Here is a 20229-nt window from a genome sequence, read left to right as displayed (position 1 = left end):
GTTTTTGCATTTGAGCGGCGGAAATGCATGGGGGCGTGGTGGCTTGGCTGGAGTTTCCACATCGCCTCTCCCAGGTACAAGCGCTCGCAGCTCCCGGAACGCCAATCGGCCAGTATCATCCGCGATCCCTTGGCCTATTGCTGCTATCTCCGATCAAAGCTGCAATTTCTCTCTCCCGCGCCTCGGTTGGCACACTCGGACGTGATTAGCTTGCCATCGTCGACAACGAGCGTCGGGTCACCATGCAAATCCCCCGCGGACGACGCACCAAACCACCGAAACCAAGCCGATTCCCCCCATCGCGTTTCGGCCAAATACCTCAGAAACCGTACGAAATGAACGCTTTATTCGGCGTGTCCACGTAAAATTTGCGAATCCCCATCTCTGCACACAAAACGATGAACGCCGCCATTCAGGTAGCTCGGGCCGTTTGCCCGCATGATTGTCCGGACACGTGCGCAATGCGTGTGACTGTCGAAAACGGCAAGGCGATCAAGGTCACGGGCGATCCCGACCATCCGCCGACACAAGGCGTGTTGTGTACGAAAGTCAGCCGATACGCCGATCGCGTTCATCACCCCGACCGCCTCACCGTCCCGCTCAAACGTATCGGTGCCAAAGGGGAAGGGCATTTCGTACCCATCAGCTGGGATGAGGCGTTCGATGAGATCGGCCGTCGTCTCGGTGAAATCGCGGCGCGCACACCGGAAGCAATCGTGCCGTACAGCTATGCGGGGACGATGGGGCTCGTGCAGGGGGAGGGGATCGCCCAGCGATTCTTCCACAAGCTCGGTGCCTCGCGACTCGAACGCACGATCTGTGCGGCGGCCGGTGCAGCGGGGTTGCGTTACACCTATGGCGGCAGTCTCGGCATGCACCTCGAGCATTTCGAGGAAAGCGAGCTGATTCTGATTTGGGGAGCAAACCCGATCGCGTCGAGCCTGCACTTCTGGACGCGTGCGCAGGAAGCGAAGCGCCGAGGCGCACGTCTTGTCGCCATCGATCCGTATCGTTCGCTGACAGCGGAGAAGTGTCATCAGCACATCGCGTTGAAACCCGGTACCGACGGCGCGTTCGCACTCGGCATGATGCATGTGCTGATGACCGAAGACCTGCTCGATCACGATTACATCGCCAGCCATACGCTCGGCTTCGACGCGCTCAAGGAGCGGGCGATGTCCTATCCCCCGGAACGCGTTGCGCAGATCTGCGGGATCGACGCGTCGGAGCTGATCGACCTTGCACGTCGTTACGGTGCCACCCGCAAGGCATCGATCCGTCTCAACTACGGCATGCAGCGTGTTCGCGGTGGCGGCAACGCCGTGCGCGCGATCGCAAGCCTGCCTGCGCTGACGGGCGCCTGGCGGGACCGGGCCGGCGGGCTGTTGCTCTCGTCGTCGGAATCCGCGCCGGTCAATCAGGCTGCGCTGCTTCGCCCGGATTTGATGCCGGGCTGGCCGCACAAACTGCCGCGCATCATCAACATGAACGCGATCGGCGACGCGCTGCTGCACCCGGGCGATGCCACCTTCGGGCCGAAGGTCGAAGCGGTGATCGTATACAACTCGAACCCGGTGGCTGTCGCGCCGGATTCATCGAAGGTCGCGGCAGGGTTCGCACGTGACGATCTGTTCACGGTCGTTCTCGAGCATTTCAAGACAGATACCGTCGATTTCGCCGATATTGTGTTGCCGGCCACTACCCAGCTCGAGCATCTGGACATCCACAAATCGTACGGTCACACCTATGTGATGGCGAACCTGCCGTCGATTCCTCCGGTGGGAGAGGCTCGGCCGAATACGGAGATCTTCCGCGGCATCGCGCGCAGCATGGGGCTCGACGAACCCGCGCTTTATCACAGCGACGAAGAGGTCGCGCGCGCGGCGCTCCGCTGGGACGATCCGGTGCTCGACAGCGATTGGGACACGCTCAAGCGCGATGGCTGGTTGAGGCTCAAGCTGCCGGAGGCGCCGTTCGCGAACGGCGGTTTCCGCACGCCGTCCGGCAAGTGTGAGTTCTACAGCCCCCGACTCGAGCAGATGGGCGCGGATCCCGTGCCCGACTACCTGCCGCCATTCGAGTCGGCCGAGGCCGCGCCCGATCTCGCCGCACGCTATCCGCTCGCGATGATCTCGCCGCCGGCTCGCCACTTCCTGAACAGTACGTTCGTGAACGTCGACAGCCTGCGTCATACCGAAGGCGAGCCGCATCTCGACATCCACCCGTCTGACGCCGATGCGCGCGGTATCGCGGAAGGTGACGTCGTTCGCATCTTCAACGACCGCGGATCGATGCAGGCGCTCGCGAGAATTACCGATCGCGCGCGCGCAGGGCTCGTCGTCGGGCTGTCGATCTGGTGGAAGAAGCTGTCGCCGGACGGCAGAAACGCGAACGAAGTGACGAGCCAGGCACTCACCGATCTCGGCAATTCGGCGACGTTCTACGACTGCCTCGTGGAAGTTGAGCGCATTTGATCGGATATCACCGTATCATCAGACGAATTTCCACTGAAGTTCGAAGTGGACATCTAACCCTGTTGTCTCGGAACGAGCGAGCCGTTACGATGCGTTTTAGCACGACCATTCGAAAATCTGTGAGGAGACGCGCGGTATGGACAAAATTTGGCTGAAATCGTACCCACCCGGCGTTCCAGCCGAAATTGACGCGTCTCCTTATCCCTCCGTTCCCGACCTGCTCGACGAAAGCTTCCGGCAGTATCGCGACCGCACGGCATTCGTCTGCATGGGCAAGGGCATCACGTACGGCGAACTCGACAAGCTGTCGCGCCAGTTCGGCGCGTGGCTGCAATCGCGCGGGCTTGCGCGCGGGGCGCGCGTCGCGATCATGATGCCGAACGTGCTGCAGTACCCCGTGGCGATCGCCGCGGTACTGCGCGCAGGCTACACCGTCGTCAACGTCAACCCGCTCTATACGCCGCGCGAGCTCGAGCATCAGCTGAAGGACAGCGGTGCGGAGGCGATCGTCATCCTCGAGAATTTCGCGTCGACGCTGCAGGCCGTCATCGCGAATACGGGCGTCAAGCACGTCGTCGTTGCATCGATGGGCGATCTGCTGGGCATCAAGGGATGGCTCGTCAACTACGTCGTGCGCAACGTCAAGAAGATGGTGCCTGCCTGGCAGCTGCCGTCGTTCACGCGCTTCAAGGCCGCACTGTCGGAAGGTGCGCGCCAGGCATTCAAGGCGCAGAAGATCGGCCCCGATGACGTCGCGTTCCTGCAATACACGGGCGGTACGACCGGCGTGGCGAAGGGGGCGACGCTGCTGCACCGGAACATCGTGTCGAACGTGCTGCAGGCGGGCGCCTGGCATCATCCGGCTCACGAGAAGTTTCCGGACGTGAAACAGTTCGTGACCGTTGTCGCGCTGCCGCTGTATCACGTGTTCGCGCTGACCGTCTGCGGCTTCCTGACGATGCGTACCGGTGGCATGGGCATCCTGATCCCGAATCCGCGCGACATCGCCGGCATGATCAAGGAGCTGAAGGGCTACCAGATCTCGACGATCCCGGCGGTCAACACGCTGTACAACGCACTGCTGAACCATCCGGAATTCAGTCAGCTCGACCTGTCGAAGCTCGTGATCGCCAACGGCGGCGGCATGGCGATCCAGGAAGGCGTCGCGAAACGCTGGTATGAAAAGACCCATACGGCGATTATCGAGGGTTATGGGCTGTCTGAAACGTCGCCGGTGGCGACCTGCAACCCCGTGACGGCCACCGAGTACAGCGGGACGATCGGCTTGCCGCTGCCGTCGACCGAAGTGGCGATTCGCGACGACGCGGGCAACGACGTCGCGCTCGGCGAACCCGGCGAGATCTGCATCCGCGGGCCGCAGGTGATGGCCGGCTACTGGAACCGGCCGGACGAAACCGCGAAGGTCATGTTCGCGGACGGCTTCTTCAAGACGGGCGACGTCGGCGTGATGGATGCGCGAGGTTACGTGAAGATCGTCGACCGGAAGAAGGACATGATCCTCGTGTCGGGCTTCAACGTGTACCCGAACGAAGTCGAGGACGTGGTGGCGTCGCATCCGGGCGTGTTCGAGGTGGCAGCGGTCGGCGTGCCCGACGAGCATTCCGGCGAAGCCGTGAAGCTGTTCGTCGTGAAGAAGGACCCGGCGCTCACCGACAAGGACATCCTTGCCTACTGCAAGGAGCGTCTCACAGGCTACAAGCGGCCGAAGCTGGTCGAGTTCCGTACGGAGCTGCCGAAAACGAACGTCGGCAAGATCCTGCGGCGCGAACTGCGCGACGGACGCGCATAACGGCGGTCGATCGATCGGAACGAAAAAGCCCGGCTTGTGCCGGGCTTTTTCGTTTGCGGCTTGACCCGGATGAGGCTGTTTCCGCGCGAGGCGGCTTCTGGAGTGGCTCGATGCGGCAGCAATGCGTTACGACGCAGCAAGGACAGGACGGTGCCTTCTCGATGAGCGCATCGGAGTCGATACGGTTCGCCACGCTCCGGCTTCGCGGCTGCACCGACCGGAAAAGAAAAAGGCGCCCGAAGGCGCCTTCAATATGCTGCGGCTTGCCAGGCAAGCTGATTAGAACTTGTGACGGATGCCGACGCGTGCTGCGACCTGGTTGGCCGAGCTCGAACCTGCGAGACCGTTGATCGCTGCCGTCGCCTTCAGGACGTTGCCGTTCGAGTCGAGCACGTTGCCCGATGCGTGCTGGTACACGCCGATTGCGTACACGTCGGTACGCTTCGACAGGAAGTAGTCGACGCCCAGCGAGCCTTGGTGGTACTTGGCTGCCGAGTTGCCGTCGATCTTGCTGCCTTGCGTGTAGTCGTACGCAGCGCCGAGAATCAGCGCCGGGGTCAGCTGATACTTGAAGTTGATTTCGCCGTTGTTGAACGTCGCGGTCTGGTTCACGAACGGGCCTGCCGAGAAGCCCTTGAACTTCGTGTTCGAGTACGTCGCGCCGATCGTCGCTGCGCCGAACGTGTAGGCGCCGCCTGCACCGATGACCTGGTACGTGTTCGCGTTGTTCGCGTACCCGCCGTAGATCGGCGACGAGACCGACGAAGACGCCGAGCCGTTGTTGAACATGCCGCCGAACTGGTTCGGCGTACGTGCGTTCAAGTAGCCGACGCCCAAGACCAGCGGGCCGTTGTTGTAGCCTGCGCCGAGCGACCAGACCTGGTTCTTCGAGAACTGGCCTGCCTGACCGCCGAAGCTGTACAGGCCGCCGAACGAGAAGCCGCCGTAGGTCGGGCTCGTGAACTTGACTGCGTTGTTCACGCGATACGCGTTGTTGAAGTTGTCGAGGTCGCCCGGGTGAGCGGCGATGTAGCCGCCCCACTGGTCGCCTGCCTCGAGCGGGCCGACGAAGTCGACGACGGAGTCGTATTGACGACCCAGCGTGACCGTACCGTACTGGCTCGACAGGCCGACGTAAGCCTGACGACCGAACATCAGGCCGCCCTGACCGAGCTTGCCGCTGTTCACGTCGAAACCGTTTTCGAGGGTGAAGATCGCCTTCAGGCCGCCACCGAGGTCTTCGGTGCCGCGCAGGCCGAAGCGGCTGCCTTGCATCACGCCGCTGGCCATGCTGTACAGATGCTTGCCGCCCGCGTTGTTGTTGAAGAGCAGGCCTTCATCGATGATGCCGTAAAGCGTCACGCTGCTTTGCGCATGGGCAGCGCCAGCGAACGCGCCCAGCGCGACGAGCGCGAGAAGCGACTTTTTCATTAACGGATCTCCAAAATTCACTGAATTTTTCTGGCGGGGCGGATAGTTATGTTCTGTTGACGGGCCCCATCAACTTCGCAAGAAGTCGCACGTAATGTAGCAAAACCGTTTTTTGCCACAAAGCGAAATGCCGAAGCTCAAGGTCGCCATGTTTCCTTTATGCAACAATGGTTAAAATCACGGGTTAACCGCAATTTCCGCTGAATAATCAAGTCGGTTACGCAGCGGACTCGTGCCCTTGCCGCTCGCGGCAGCACCTGCAGCCAGGAGAACAGGATGGTGTTGGATGAACTGATCAGCGAATTCGATCGCGGCCTGCGATCGCTGACCGGCATTAGCCGGATGAGCCGGCCGGTGCCCGCGCCGGCGGAGGCGCCGGCCGTCGAACTGACGCCTGCGGAGCGTACGCATGCCGCCGGGCTGATGCGCGTGAACCACGTCGGCGAGGTCTGCGCGCAGGCGCTGTACCAGGCGCAGAAACTCACCGCGCGCACGGCGTCGGCGAAGGCGATGTTCGAGGAGGCCGCACGCGAGGAGGAGGATCACCTCGCGTGGACCGCGCATCGCCTGAAAGAGCTCGACTCGCGCCCGAGCCTGCTGAACCCGCTCTGGTATGCGGGTTCGCTCGCAATCGGCGTGGCGGCCGGCGCGCTCGGCGACAAGGTCAGCCTCGGCTTCATGGCCGAGACCGAGCGGCAGGTCGAGAGCCATCTCGAAGGCCACATGTCCGAGTTGCCGGCGGCCGATACCGCGTCGCGCGCGATCGTCGACCAGATGCGGATCGACGAGGTGAAGCACGGCAAGGCCGCGGCCGACGCAGGCGGGATCGAGCTGCCGCTGCCCGCGCGGATGCTGATGCGCGCCGCGTCGAAAGTCATGACGAGCACTGCGTACTATCTGTGAGATTCCCACCGGGGCGATGCGTGACGTCGCCCCGGTTCCCCACCGCTGATACCGCCCGTTTATTCCTCGTTTTCCCGCCCCCGAAAGCCCCGTCCGCACACCCGTCTGGCCCGCCTTTCTCACGTATCACCTTCACAAGTTGCACTAGCTCATTCATTTATAACGGTTTTTAGAATGAGGGGCCGCATGAGCATGTGCGCGTAAGTCCTTGTTCTAACTAACAAAATTCGTCAAAAAAGCGGGCCGCTCCCTTGACCGTGCCACACCCTTCCTCTAAAGTGGGAGACAGTGTGAGAAAGTGTATTTTTGTGTGATTTGGCGGGCTATTCCGGCTAAATTCTCAGCATTGAGCGGGTGCTTCGGTGCCCTGAACGGGAGAGCGGAAAGTGTTCCAAGGGGCGTCGGCGCTGACGCTCGATGCGAAAGGGCGGATGTCGGTGCCGGCTCGCTATCGCGAAGCGCTGCAAGGACAGGCAGAAGGACGGGTGACTGTGACCAAGCACCCGGACGGCTGCCTGTTGCTGTTTCCGCGCCCGGAATGGGAGGTATTCCGCGCCAAGATCGCCGCGCTGCCGATGGACGCGCACTGGTGGCGGCGCATTTTTCTCGGCAATGCGATGGATGTCGATCTCGACAGCGCGGGCCGGATTCTCGTATCGCCCGAGCTGCGCATGGCAGCCGGACTGGAAAAGGAAGTCATGTTGTTGGGAATGGGTAGTCACTTCGAGCTGTGGGATTCGCAGACCTACAACGCGAAGGAGCAGGCAGCGATGGCGCAGGGCATGCCCGACGCGCTGAAGAATTTCACGTTCTGATTGCGGTGACGGAGACGCCCGCGATGGGAAACGAATTGCAGCATCGGACCGTGTTGCTGGACGAAGCGGTCGAATCGCTCGTGACGCGACCGGACGGCATTTATGTCGACGGTACGTTCGGGCGCGGCGGCCATAGCCGTGCGGTGCTCGCGCGGCTGGCGCCGGGCGGGCGGCTGATCGCGTTCGACAAGGATCCGAGGGCGATCGAGACGGCGCAGGGCATCGAGGATGCGCGCTTCTCGATCGTGCATGACAGCTTTGCATCGATGCGCGACGCGCTTGCGGCGCGCGGCGTCGAGAAGGTGTCGGGGGTGTTGCTCGACCTGGGCGTGTCCTCGCCGCAGGTGGACGATCCGGCGCGCGGCTTCAGCTTCCGCGCCGATGGTCCGCTGGACATGCGGATGGATCCGACGCGCGGCGAGTCGGCGGCGGAATGGCTCGCACGGGCTTCGGTGCAGGAATTGACGGAGGTGATACGGGATTATGGGGAAGAACGGTTTGCTTTTCAGATTGCAAAGGCGCTTGTTGCTCGCCGGGCAGAGTCCGACCGTCTTGGGCCTCTCGACACCACGGGCGAGCTTGCCCAAATCGTGGGTCACGTCGTCAAAACCCGTGAGAAGGGCAAGGATCCGGCAACCCGCACCTTTCAGGCTATACGGATTCACGTCAATCAAGAGCTTGCGGACCTGCAAGTCGTACTAGACGCGGCACTGTCGTTGCTGGAGCAAGGGGGGCGGCTGGTGGTCATCAGCTTTCATTCACTCGAGGACCGGATCGTCAAGCGATTCATGCAGGCGCACGCGAGTGCGCCTGCGGTCGATCGTCGCCTGCCGATCCGCGCCGTCGACCTCCCGAGCCCGCCGCTCAAGATCATCAGCCGCCAGTTTCCGAGTGAAGCGGAAGTCGCTGCGAATCCGCGCGCCCGCTCCGCCGTGATGCGCATTGCGGAGCGCGTCACGCCATGAGCCGCTTCAACATCTTCCTGCTGATCATCGTGATGGGTTGCGCGCTGTCGGTCGTCAATTCGACGAACCAGCAGCGTCAGATCTTCATCCAGCTGCAGCGTGCGCAGTCGCAGGAGCGTCAGCTCCAGCAGGACTACGCGCAGCTTCAATATCAGCAGAGCGCGCTGTCGAAGACGTCGCGCATCGAGCAGCTCGCGAACGATTCACTGAAGATGCAGCCGATCACGACCGGCCGCACGCAATACCTGACGCTGCCGCCGGGCGCCGCGAAGGCGATCGATGCGCCGATCCCGGCTTCGGCGGACACGGCCGGCAAGGGCAAGGGAGGCGCGCGATGAAGCCGTCCCACAAGCGCCAGAACGTGAAGTTCTCGTCGAGCCCCGTGCTGGGCGTGCATCTGCCGATGTGGCGCTCGAAGCTCGTCGTGTTCCTGCTGTTCATGGCGTTCGTCGCTCTGGCCGCGCGCGCGTTCTGGATCCAGGGGCCCGGCAACGCGTTCTATCGGAAGCAGGGCGAAAGCCGCTACCAGCGCACGATCGATCTGCCGGCGACGCGCGGCAAGATTCTCGACCGTAACGGGCTCGTGCTCGCGACGAGCCTGCCCGTGCGCGCGATCTGGGCGATTCCCGACGCGGTGCCGGACGATCTCGATGCCGACAAGGTCAACCAGCTCGGCAAGCTCCTCGGCATGACGTCGAAGGAACTGCGCGTGAAGCTGTCGGAAGACAAGGGTTTCGTCTACGTCAAGCGTCAGGTGCCGATCGACGTCGCGGACAAGGTCGCCGCGCTCGACATTCCCGGCATCTATCAGCGCAACGAATACAAGCGCTTCTATCCGGAAGGCGAGATCACCGCTCACCTGATCGGCTTCACAAACGTCGAGGACGAAGGGCAGGAAGGCGTCGAACTGGGCGACCAGAAGATGCTGTCCGGCACGTCGGGCATGCGTCGCGTGATCAAGGACCGGATGGGGCACATCGTCGAGGACGTCGCCGAGCAGATCCCGCCGCACAACGGCACCGACGTCGACCTGTCGATCGACAGCAAGATCCAGTACATCGCGTACGCGAACCTGAAGGCCGCCGTCGAGAAGTTCAAGGCGAAGGCCGGCGCGGCGATGGTCGTCGACGTGCGCACCGGCGAGGTGCTCGCACTCGTCAACTACCCGACGTACAACCCGAACGACCGCTCGCGCATGACGGGCGAGCAGTTGCGCAACCGGATCATGACCGACGTGTTCGAGCCGGGCTCGATCATGAAGCCGTTTACGGTGTCGCTCGCGCTCGACCTGCACCGCGTGACGCCGAACACGCTCGTCGAGACGGGCAACGGGCATTTCGTGCTCGACGGCGCGCCGATCACCGACGACGCGGGTTTCGGCACGCTGACGGTCGGCGGCGTGATCCAGAAGTCGAGCAACATCGGCGCGACCAAGATCGCGATGACGATGCGGCCCGAGGAAATGTGGAATATGTATACGAGCATCGGCCTCGGCCAGGCGCCGAAGGTCGGGTTCCCGGGCGCGGTGGCCGGCCGCCTGCGTCCGTGGAAGAGCTGGCGCCGCATCGAGCAGGCGACGATGTCGTACGGCTACGGCCTGTCGGTGTCGCTGTTCCAGCTCGCGCGCGCCTACACGGCGATCGCGCATGACGGCGAGCTGATGCCCGTGACCATTTTCAAGACCGACCCCAACCAGCCGGTCGCGGGCACGCAGGTGTTCAACCCGACCACCGCGCGCGAAGTGCGCGCGATGCTCGAGACGGTGGTGGCGCCGGGCGGCACGTCGCCGGATGCGGCCGTGCCGGGCTATCGCGTCGGCGGCAAGAGCGGTACCGCGTACAAGCATGAAGGCCACGGCTACACGCGCAAGTACCGCGCGTCGTTCGTCGGGATGGCGCCGATGCCGAATCCGCGCATCGTCGTCGCGGTGTCGGTCGACGAGCCGACCGCCGGCAGCCACTTCGGCGGCCAGGTGTCCGGCCCCGTATTCTCGGCGATCGCCGGCGACACGATGCGTGCGCTGAACGTGCCGCCGAACATGCCGATCAAGCAGCTCGTCGTGTCTGACGATTCGCCGGCAGCACCTTCCGCGACGGGGCCGCAAAAGCTGCCCGCGGGTGGCGGTGCGAAGCATATGATCGTGTCCAGCACGACGCGTAATTCACCAGGAGTTGTTCGATGAGCGCCGCTCGCAGTTCCCATCCGGCGCATCAGCAGATCGCAGCCGCGCTTGCGTGGCTGCGTCAGCATGTGGCCCCCGCAGCGCAACTGCATGCCGACACGCGCAGCCTCGAGGCGGGCGACGTGTTCTTTGCGTATGCGGTCGACGGGGCCGACAACCGCGCATTCATTGCCGAAGCCGTCGCGCGCGGTGCGGCCGCCGTGCTGTATCAGCCGGAAGGGCTGGCGGCTGCGCCGGCCGTTCCTGTCGCGCTTGCCGTGCCGGCGCTCGACCAGCTCGCCGGCGAGATCGCCAGCGGCTGGTATGGCGATCCGAGCGACAACCTGCTCGCGGTGGGGGTGACCGGCACGAACGGCAAGACCTCGTGCACGCAGTGGATCGCCACCGCGCTGACGGCGCTGCACCAGCCGTGCGCGGTGATCGGCACGCTTGGCACCGGGATGCCCGGCCAGCTCGTGCCGACCGGTTTCACGACCCCCGATGCACCGCAACTGCAGCGAAGCCTCGCGCAGTTGCGCGACGCGGGCGCGAAGGCAGTGGCGATGGAGGTGTCGTCGCACGCGCTGCACCAGGGGCGCGTAAACGGTACGGCTTTCGACATCGCGGTGTTTACGAACCTCACGCAGGATCACCTCGACTATCACGGCACGTTCGACGCGTACGAAGCCGCGAAGGCGAAGCTGTTCGCATGGCGCGGCCTGCGCGCGGCGGTCGTCAATCGCGACGACGTAGCAGGTCGGCGCCTGCTCGAGAAACTGGCCGGTCGCGTGCGTACGATCGCGTACGGGATCGGTGACGCGCCGGCGCCGGACGCCGATCGCGAACTGGTCGCGTTCGACGTGCGCGCCACCGCGACCGGCACGGCGTTCCGCCTGCGTTCGCCGTGGGGCGACGCGGACGTCGAGGTCGGCACGCTCGGCACGTTCAACGTCAGCAACCTGCTCGCGGTGCTCGGCTCGCTGCTCGCGGCCGATGTGCCGTTCGACGCGGCGCTCGCCGAGATCGCACGGCTCGAGTCCGTCAACGGCCGGATGCAGCGGCTCGGCGGCCGGCTGCAGAACGACGAACCGCTCGTCGTGATCGACTACGCACACACGCCCGACGCGCTCGAAAAGACGCTCGACGCGCTGCGCCCGATCGCTACGGCGCGCGGCGGGCGGCTCGTCTGCATGTTCGGCTGCGGCGGCGACCGCGATACGACGAAGCGCCCGCTGATGGGCGCGATCGCGGAGCGGCTCGCCGATGAAACCGTCGTCACGAGCGACAACCCGCGCAGCGAGGATCCGCAGCGCATCATCGACCAGATCGTCGCAGGCATGACCGCGCCCGATCACGCACGCCGTATCGAGGATCGCGCGAGCGCGATCCTGCAGGCCGTGCGCGGCGCGGCACGCGAGGATGTCGTCGTGCTGGCCGGCAAGGGCCACGAGGCCACGCAGGAAATCATGGGCAAGAAGCGCACGTTCTCCGACCAGGATCACGCGCGGCTCGCGCTGGCAGCGCGCGCGACGCATGGCAAGGGAGGCGCCGAATGACGATGCTCAGTCTCGGCGAAGCCGCTCGCCTGATCCCCGGCGCAACTGTTCACGGCGACGCGGGCGTCACGTTCGACCGCGTGTCGACGGATAGCCGCACGGCCGGCCCCGGCGACCTGTTCGTTGCATTGAAAGGCGAGCGCTTCGATGCGCACGACTTCCTCGGCGATGTCGCGGCGCGCGGTGCTGCCGCGGCGCTGGTCGCGCACGTGCCGGCGGGCGTCACGATGCCGGTGATCGAAGGCGGTGAAACGCGTGCCGCGCTCGGCGCGCTTGCGCATGGCTGGCGCCAACGATTCGCGCTGCCGCTCGTCGCGGTGACGGGCAGCAACGGCAAGACGACCGTCAAGGAAATGATCGCGTCGATCTTCGCGGCGGCGGTCGGCGCCGACGCGCGGCTCGCGACGGCCGGCAACCTGAACAACGATGTCGGCCTGCCGCTGACGCTGCTGCGCCTGTCGGCCGCGCATCGTCTCGCGGTGATCGAGATCGGGATGAATCACCCGGGCGAGACGGAAGTCCTTGCGCGCCTCACGGCGCCGACGGTCGCGCTCGTCAACAACGCGCAGCGCGAGCACCAGGAGTTCATGGCGACGGTCGAAGCCGTCGCGCTCGAACACGCGGCCGTGATTCACGCGCTGCCGCCGGACGGCGTCGCGGTGTTCCCGGCCGACGACGCATACGCGGGCATCTGGCGCGTCGCGGCGACCGGCAACCGGATTCTCGATTTCGCGCTGCACGATGCCGAACGGCAACACGACGCGCAGGTCACGGGCCGCCTGCACGGCGGCGAACTCGCGATCGACACGCCCGCGGGCGCCGTCACGGTGCGGCTGCGCGCGCTCGGCGAGCACAACGCGCGCAACGCGCTGGCCGCCACGGCGGCGGCGCTGGGCGCCGGCGTCGCGCTGTCGGCGATCAAGCAGGGTCTCGAATCGTTCGAACCGGTCAAGGGCCGGCTGCAGGTGAAACAGGCGATCGCAGGCAGCCTCGCGGGTGCAACGGTCGTCGACGATACGTACAACGCGAATCCCGATTCGATGCGTGCCGCGATCGACGTGCTCGCCGCGCAACCGGCGCCGCGCGTGCTGGTGATCGGCGACATGGGCGAGGTCGGCGACGAAGGCCCGGCCTTCCATCGCGAGGTCGGTGCCTACGCGCGCGAGCGCGGAATCGACGCGCTGTTCGCGCTCGGCGACGCGTCGCGCGATGCCTGCACCGCGTACGGCGACACGGCCCGCCATTTCGGCGACGTCGGCGCGCTGGTCGGCGCATTGCTCGCGGCGGGCTACGGCGCGCAGGCGACGCTGCTCGTGAAGGGCTCGCGGTACATGAAGATGGAGCGCGTGGTCGACGCGCTGACGAACCAACCCGCGGCGGGCACGACGCCCGCTGCACACTGAGTAGAAGGAAGGAAGCATGCTGCTGGCGCTGGCGCAATGGCTGCAAGGAGACGCAAGCTTTTTGCGCTTGTTCACGTACCTCACGTTCCGTGCGGTGATGGCCACCATCACCGCGCTCGGGATCGGGCTCGTGTGCGGACCGTGGGTGATCCGCAAGCTGACGCAAATGAAGGTCGGTCAGGCCGTGCGCAAGGACGGTCCGCAGACGCACCTGGTCAAGTCCGGCACGCCGACGATGGGCGGCGTGCTGATCCTGATCGGCATCGCGGTCGCGACGCTGCTGTGGGGCGACCTGACGAACCGTTTCATCTGGATCGTGATGCTCGTCACGTTCGGTTTCGGCGTGATCGGCTGGGTCGACGATTACCGCAAGGTCGTCCACAAGGACCCGCGCGGGATGTCGTCGCGCGAGAAGTATTTCTGGCAATCGGTGATCGGGCTGTTCGCGGCCGTCTACCTCGCCTTCAGCGTGTCCGAGGCGAACAACGTGCGCGTGTTCGACCTGTTCATGGCATGGGTGAGGAGCGGCCTGTCGATGGGGCTGCCGGCACGCGCCGACCTGATGCTGCCGTTCCTGAAGTCGATCAGCTACCCGCTCGGCGTATGGGGCTTCATTGTGCTGACGTACTTCGTGATCGTCGGTGCGAGCAACGCGGTGAACCTGACCGACGGCCTCGACGGCCTCGTGATCATGCCCGTGGTGCTGGTCGGTGCATCGCTGGGTGTGTTCGCGTACGTGATGGGCAGCGCGGTCTATTCAAAATACCTGCTGTTCCCGCACATTCCGGGCGCGGGTGAATTGCTGATCTTCTGTTCCGCGATGGGTGGGGCAGGGCTCGCGTTCCTCTGGTACAACACGCACCCCGCGCAGGTGTTCATGGGCGACGTCGGCGCGCTGGCGCTCGGCGGCGCGCTCGGCACGGTCGCGGTGATCGTGCGCCAGGAAATCGTGCTGTTCATCATGGGCGGCATCTTCGTGGCGGAAACGCTGTCGGTGATGCTGCAGGTTTCGTGGTTCAAGTACACGAAAAAGCGCTACGGCGAAGGGCGGCGCCTGCTGAAGATGGCGCCGCTGCATCACCATTTCGAATTGTCCGGCTGGAAGGAAACGCAGGTGGTCGTGCGTTTCTGGATCATCACGCTGATGCTGTGCCTGTTCGGTCTGACCACCCTCAAGCTGCGGTAAAGGAAAGGTAACAAGGATGTCTGGCGAGATGTTTGGAGATCGGCAACGGCCGATGGTGCTCGTACTGGGGCTCGGGGAATCGGGTCTCGCGATCGCGCGATGGTGCGCGAGGCACGGGTGCCGGCTGCGTATTGCCGATACCCGCGAGGCGCCGCCGAACCTTGCCGCGCTGCAGGTCGAAGGCATCGATGCGGAATTCGTCGGCGGGGCGTTCACGCCTGCATTGCTCGACGGCGGTATCGAGCTCGTCGGGCTGAGCCCGGGGCTGTCGCCGCTCGAACCGGCACTCGCGGCGCTGGTCGCGGCCGCCAACGAGCAGGGCGTCGCGGTGTGGGGCGAGCTGGAATTCTTTGCGCAGGCGCTGCGCGCGCTCGGCACGAGCGGCTACCAGCCGAAGGTGCTCGCGATCACCGGCACCAACGGCAAGACCACGACGACGAGCCTCACCGGCCTGCTGTGCCAGCGCTCGGGGAAGAAGGTCGCGGTCGCGGGCAATATCAGCCCTGCGATGCTCGACCGGCTCGCCAGTGCGATCGACGAAACCGCGCTGCCCGACGTGTGGGTGCTCGAACTGTCGAGCTTCCAGCTCGAGACCGCGCGCACGTTCGCGCCCGATGCGGCCGCGATCCTCAACATCACGCAGGACCACCTCGACTGGCACGGCAGCTTCGACGCGTATGCGCAGGCAAAGGGCCGGATCTTTGGCGCGACGACCACGCGCGTGCTGAACCGCGACGATGCGGCGGTGATGAAGTTCGCCCCGGCAGCCGGCGCGGCCGACGCGCCGCGCACGGTCACGTTCGGCCTGAACGAACCGGTGCAGGACGGCGACTACGGCCTGTCGCGCGATAACGGTATCGCGTGGCTGGTCGAAGCGGTCGATCGCGACGCCCCGGATGAAACCGCGACGACGACCCGTCGGCGCAAGCGCGATGCCGCGCATACGCCCGACATCGCGCAGAAGCGCCTGATGCCGGCCGACGCGCTGCGCATCCGCGGGTTGCACAACGCGGCGAACGCGCTGGCCGCATTCGCGCTCGCACGCGCGATCGACCTGCCGGCCGCGCCGCTGCTGCACGCGCTGCGCGAGTACCGCGGCGAAGCGCATCGCGTCGAAGTGATCGCGACGATCGATGACGTGGACTACGTCGACGACAGCAAGGGCACGAACGTCGGCGCGACGGTTGCCGCGCTCGACGGGCTGGCGCAGAAGATCGTGCTGATCGCGGGCGGCGACGGCAAGGGGCAGGATTTCGCACCGCTGGTTGCGCCGGTCGCGCGCTGGTGCCGTGCGGTGATGCTGATCGGCCGCGACGCACCGGCGATCCGCGACACGCTCGCCGAAACGGGCGTGCCGCTCGCCGACCACACGACGCTCGAAGGGGCGGTGCACGCGGCGGCCGACCTCGCGGAGCCGGGCGACGCGGTGCTGCTGTCGCCTGCATGCGCGAGCCTCGACATGTTCAGGAACTACGCCCATCGCGCGGATGTGTTCCGCGCGGCGGTCGACGAAATCGCCATCGACAAAGGAGCGACGCCATGAGCTGGTCCGATCGCCTCGTCTCCCGTTTCAACGATCGTCGCGACACCGGCGGCAATGCCGCGGGCGGCCGCGTCGCGTCGGCCACGCGCGCCGCGACGGGCGGCCTCGCGAGCGTCGTCAACGGCGTGCGCCCGAGCCGTTCGCGGATGCTCGACTTCGACTACTCGCTGCTGTGGGTCGCGATCGCGCTGCTCGGGCTCGGCGTCGTGATGGTGTATTCGGCGTCGATCGCGATGCCCGATTCGCCGAAATACGCGTCGTATCACGATTACGCGTTCCTGATGCGCCACTGCATCTCGCTCGCCGTCGCGTTCATCGCGGCAGTGATCGCGTTCCGCGTGCCGGTGTCGACGTGGGACAAATACGCGCCGCAACTCTTCCTGATCGCGCTCGTCGGCCTCGTGATCGTGCTGATCCCGCACGTCGGCAAGGGCGTGAACGGTGCGCGCCGCTGGATTCCGCTCGGCATCACGAACATGCAGCCGTCGGAAATCATGAAGCTCGCGGTGACGATCTATGCGGCGAACTACACGGTGCGCAAGCAGGAATACATGCAGAGCTTCGCCAAGGGCTTCCTGCCGATGGCGTTCGCGGTCGGCCTGGTCGGTGCGCTGCTGCTGCTCGAGCCGGACATGGGCGCGTTCATGGTGGTCGCAGCGATCGCGATGGGCGTGCTGTTCCTCGGCGGCGTGAACGGCAAGCTGTTCGGCGGCCTCGTCGCGACCGCGATCGGCACCTTCACGATGCTGGTGTGGCTGTCGCCGTGGCGTCGCGAGCGGATCTTCGCGTACCTCGATCCGTGGGACGAGCGTTACGCGCAGGGCAAGGCGTACCAGCTCACGCACTCGCTGATCGCGTTCGGCCGCGGCGAGTGGTTCGGTGTCGGCCTCGGCGGCAGCGTCGAGAAGCTGAACTACCTGCCGGAAGCGCATACCGACTTCATCCTCGCGGTGATCGGCGAGGAGCTCGGTTTCGTCGGCGTGCTGGTCGTGATCCTGCTGTTCTACTGGATCGTGCGCCGCGCGTTCGAGATCGGCCGCCAGGCGCTCGCACTCGATCGCACGTTCGCGGGCCTGATGGCGAAGGGTATCGGCATCTGGTTCGGCGCGCAGACCTTCATCAACATGGGCGTGAACCTCGGGCTGCTGCCGACCAAGGGCCTGACGCTGCCGCTCGTGAGCTACGGCGGCTCGGGCATTCTGCTGAACTGCGTCGCGCTCGCGGTGCTGCTGCGGGTCGACTACGAAAATCGCGTACTGATGCGGGGAGGGAAGGTATGACCTCCCCGCGTCAGTACGCGATTTCGGTGAAGGCTAACTTCGTGCGCGAAGCGCGCGAAGTTAAGCGAAGCGGCCGTAGCCAAAACATTCGTTCAGTCTTGCCGATGCGGGGAGGGAGGGTATGACCGCGTCGCAACGCACGCTGATGGTGATGGCAGGCGGCACCGGGGGCCACGTGTTCCCGGGGCTCGCGGTCGCGCACCGGATGGAAGCGGCGGGCTGGCGCGTCGTGTGGCTCGGCAATCCGGCCGGGATGGAAGCGACGCTCGTGCCGAAGCACGGCATTCCGATGGAATACGTGCGGTTCGGCGGGCTGCGCGGCAAGGGTTTGAAGACGAAGCTGACGCTGCCGTTCAACCTGCTGCGCGCATGTGGGCAGAGCCTCGCCGCGCTGCGCCGCGTGCGGCCCGACGTCGTGCTCGGGATGGGCGGCTACATCACGTTCCCGGCGGGCGTGATGACCGCGCTGTCGGGCCGTCCGCTCGTGCTGCATGAACAGAATTCGATCGCGGGCCTGACGAACAAGGTGCTCGCGAAATTCGCGAAACGCGTGCTCGTCGCGTTCCCCGGCGCGCTGCCGCACGCGGAATGGACAGGTAACCCGATTCGCGCGGAACTTGCTGGCACGCAAGCGCCCAAAGCACGCTATGCATCGCGCAGTGGCCCGCTGAACGTGCTGGTCGTCGGCGGCAGCCTCGGGGCGGCCGCGCTGAATGAAGTCGTGCCGCGCGCGCTGGCGATGCTGACGCCGGGCGAACGCCCGCGCATCGTGCACCAGGCCGGCGCGAAGCACATCGAAGCATTGAAGGCGAATTACGAAGCGGCCGGTTTCGCGGCCGGCGAAGACGTGCGGCTCGTGCCGTTCATCGACGACATGGCGGCCGCGTATGCGGCGGCGGATCTCGTGATCTGCCGGTCGGGGGCGATGACGGTGTCGGAGATCGCGGCGGTGGGCGTGGCGGCGCTGTTCGTGCCGTTCCCGTACGCGGTCGACGATCACCAGACGAGCAACGCCGCGTTCCTCGCCGATGCGGGCGCGGCCGTGCTGGTGCAACAACGCGACCTGTCGGCGGAACTGCTTGCCGACTGGCTGCGCGGCCAGTCGCGGGCATCGCTCGCGGACATGGCGGAACGTTCGCGCTCGCTGGCGAAGCCCGAGGCCACCGACGAAGTCGCGCGCGTGTGCGCGAAGGCGGCCGGCGCGAACCTGGAACAACTTAAATGAAACAACCCCCACGCTCACTTCGTTCGCTGCCCCCCGAGGGGGCGGTCAGCCTCCTTGGGGCGGCCCGGCGGAGGCTGACATGAAACACATCGTCAAACACATTCATTTCGTCGGGATCGGCGGCGCGGGCATGAGCGGCATCGCCGAAGTGCTCGTCAACCTCGGTTACGAGGTCAGCGGCTCGGACCTGTCGCGCAACGCGGTGACCGATCGCCTCCAGGCGCTCGGCGCGCGGATCGCGATCGGCCACGACGCGGCGAACATCGAGGGCGCGAACGCGGTCGTCGTGTCGACGGCCGTGCGTTCGGACAACCCGGAAGTGCTGGCCGCGCGCGCGCAGCGCGTGCCGATCGTGCAGCGTGCGGTGATGCTGGCGGAGCTGATGCGCCTGAAGCAGGGCATCGCGATCGCCGGCACCCACGGCAAGACCACGACGACGAGCCTCGTCGCGAGCGTGCTCGCGGCGGGCGGGCTCGATCCGACCTTCGTGATCGGCGGGCGCCTGATCAGCGCCGGCGCGAACGCGCGGCTCGGCACGGGCGACTTCATCGTCGCCGAGGCCGACGAGTCGGACGCATCGTTCCTGAACCTGTATCCGGTGATCGAAGTCATCACGAACATCGATGCCGACCACATGGACACCTACGGCCACGATTTCGCGCGGCTCAAGCAGGCGTTCATCGAATTCACGCAGCGCCTGCCGTTCTACGGCAGCGCGGTCGTGTGCGTCGACGATCCGAACGTGCGGCAGATCATCCCGTTCATTTCGAAGCCGGTCGTGCGCTACGGGCTGTCGCCGGACGCGCAGGTGCGCGCCGAAGACATCGATGCACGCGACGGCCGCATGCATTTCACGGTGATCCGCGAAGGGCGCGCGCCGCTCGCGGTCGTGCTGAACATGCCGGGCCTGCACAACGTGCAGAACGCGCTCGCGGCGATCGCGATCGCGACCGATCTCGGCGTGTCGGACGACGCGATCCAGCTGGCGCTCGCGGAATTCAACGGCGTCGGCCGGCGCTTCCAGCGCTATGGCGACGTGCCGACCGCGGACGGCGGCCAGTACACGCTGATCGACGACTACGGCCATCACCCGGTCGAGATGGCCGCGACGATCGCGGCCGCGCGCGGCGCGTTCCCGGGCCGCCGCCTCGTGCTGGCGTTCCAGCCGCACCGCTACACGCGTACCCGCGACTGCTTCGACGATTTCGTCAACGTGCTGTCGACGGTCGACGCGCTGGTGCTGACCGAAGTCTATGCGGCGGGCGAGGCGGCGATCCCGACCGCCAACGGAGACGCGCTGTCGCGTGCGTTGCGCGCGGTGGGGAAGGTTGACCCGGTGTTCGTCGCGACGGTCGACGACGTGCCGGACGCATTGGCGAAGGTCGCGCAGAACGGCGACGTGGTGATCACGATGGGCGCGGGTTCGATCGGCGGCGTGCCGGCGAAGGTTGCGCAGCACACTCAACAGAAGGCATGA

Annotated in this window: 15 protein-coding genes; 14 read left to right on the top strand and 1 reads right to left on the bottom strand. The window is 65.7% G+C overall.

All coding sequences use genetic code 11. The annotated features are described in order from the left end of the window. The first annotated feature begins 398 nt into the window (after positions 1-398). Positions 399-2474, top strand: a complete 2076-nt coding sequence (locus tag QZM35_RS35745; RefSeq protein ID WP_301777665.1) for a molybdopterin-dependent oxidoreductase — start codon at positions 399-401, stop codon at positions 2472-2474. A gap of 136 nt (positions 2475-2610) precedes the next feature. Then, positions 2611-4284 carry a long-chain fatty acid--CoA ligase gene (locus tag QZM35_RS35740; RefSeq protein WP_174976208.1) on the top strand — a complete coding sequence of 558 codons (1674 nt, stop codon included), beginning with the start codon at positions 2611-2613 and terminating at the stop codon, positions 4282-4284. A gap of 279 nt (positions 4285-4563) precedes the next feature. On the opposite strand, the gene QZM35_RS35735 is transcribed toward QZM35_RS35740, so the two are convergent. After that, positions 4564-5715 (bottom strand): porin, encoded by a 1152-nt coding sequence (locus tag QZM35_RS35735; protein WP_089424415.1) that lies wholly within the window; start codon positions 5713-5715, stop codon positions 4564-4566. A gap of 276 nt (positions 5716-5991) precedes the next feature. Between QZM35_RS35735 and coq7 the strand changes: the two genes are divergently transcribed. The 12 genes from coq7 (at position 5992) to murC (ending at position 20229) form a co-directional block, all read left to right on the top strand. Next, positions 5992-6618 (top strand): 2-polyprenyl-3-methyl-6-methoxy-1,4-benzoquinone monooxygenase, encoded by a 627-nt coding sequence (coq7, locus tag QZM35_RS35730; RefSeq protein WP_089424416.1) that lies wholly within the window; start codon positions 5992-5994, stop codon positions 6616-6618. Between the two features lie 386 nt (positions 6619-7004). Continuing rightward, a complete protein-coding gene (gene mraZ, locus QZM35_RS35725; RefSeq protein WP_006487094.1) occupies positions 7005-7433 on the top strand; it encodes a division/cell wall cluster transcriptional repressor MraZ in 429 nt (142 codons plus the stop codon). Between the two features lie 23 nt (positions 7434-7456). Further along, positions 7457-8398, top strand: coding sequence for a 16S rRNA (cytosine(1402)-N(4))-methyltransferase RsmH (gene rsmH, locus QZM35_RS35720; protein ID WP_011350832.1), 942 nt, complete (start codon positions 7457-7459; stop codon positions 8396-8398). Then, positions 8395-8736 (top strand): cell division protein FtsL, encoded by a 342-nt coding sequence (gene ftsL, locus QZM35_RS35715; RefSeq protein WP_009694564.1) that lies wholly within the window; start codon positions 8395-8397, stop codon positions 8734-8736. Before rsmH ends, ftsL begins: the two co-directional genes overlap by 4 nt. Continuing rightward, positions 8733-10580, top strand: a complete 1848-nt coding sequence (locus QZM35_RS35710) for a penicillin-binding protein 2 (protein WP_089430569.1) — start codon at positions 8733-8735, stop codon at positions 10578-10580. The genes ftsL and QZM35_RS35710 overlap by 4 nt, the downstream gene beginning before the upstream one ends. Beyond that, positions 10577-12115: a UDP-N-acetylmuramoyl-L-alanyl-D-glutamate--2,6-diaminopimelate ligase gene (locus tag QZM35_RS35705; RefSeq protein WP_174976210.1), complete on the top strand. Its 1539-nt coding sequence runs from the start codon at positions 10577-10579 to the stop codon at positions 12113-12115. Before QZM35_RS35710 ends, QZM35_RS35705 begins: the two co-directional genes overlap by 4 nt. Next, a complete protein-coding gene (murF, locus tag QZM35_RS35700) occupies positions 12112-13518 on the top strand; it encodes a UDP-N-acetylmuramoyl-tripeptide--D-alanyl-D-alanine ligase (RefSeq protein WP_174976211.1) in 1407 nt (468 codons plus the stop codon). The genes QZM35_RS35705 and murF overlap by 4 nt, the downstream gene beginning before the upstream one ends. 16 nt (positions 13519-13534) lie before the next feature. Further along, on the top strand, positions 13535-14704 hold the full coding sequence (gene mraY / locus QZM35_RS35695) for a phospho-N-acetylmuramoyl-pentapeptide-transferase (RefSeq protein WP_006477019.1): 1170 nt from the start codon (positions 13535-13537) through the stop codon (positions 14702-14704). Between the two features lie 28 nt (positions 14705-14732). Further along, a complete protein-coding gene (murD, locus tag QZM35_RS35690) occupies positions 14733-16247 on the top strand; it encodes a UDP-N-acetylmuramoyl-L-alanine--D-glutamate ligase (RefSeq protein ID WP_301777664.1) in 1515 nt (504 codons plus the stop codon). Further along, positions 16244-17527, top strand: a complete 1284-nt coding sequence (gene ftsW, locus QZM35_RS35685) for a putative lipid II flippase FtsW (protein ID WP_069247050.1) — start codon at positions 16244-16246, stop codon at positions 17525-17527. Before murD ends, ftsW begins: the two co-directional genes overlap by 4 nt. 121 nt (positions 17528-17648) lie before the next feature. Further along, positions 17649-18752: an undecaprenyldiphospho-muramoylpentapeptide beta-N-acetylglucosaminyltransferase gene (gene murG / locus QZM35_RS35680; RefSeq protein ID WP_301777663.1), complete on the top strand. Its 1104-nt coding sequence runs from the start codon at positions 17649-17651 to the stop codon at positions 18750-18752. A gap of 79 nt (positions 18753-18831) precedes the next feature. Then, positions 18832-20229: a UDP-N-acetylmuramate--L-alanine ligase gene (murC, locus tag QZM35_RS35675; RefSeq protein WP_174976212.1), complete on the top strand. Its 1398-nt coding sequence runs from the start codon at positions 18832-18834 to the stop codon at positions 20227-20229.

The sequence above is a fragment of the Burkholderia sp. AU45274 genome (genome assembly GCF_030482505.1).
Taxonomy (GTDB): Bacteria; Pseudomonadota; Gammaproteobacteria; order Burkholderiales; family Burkholderiaceae; genus Burkholderia.
This window is presented reverse-complemented; position numbering and strand designations above follow the sequence as displayed.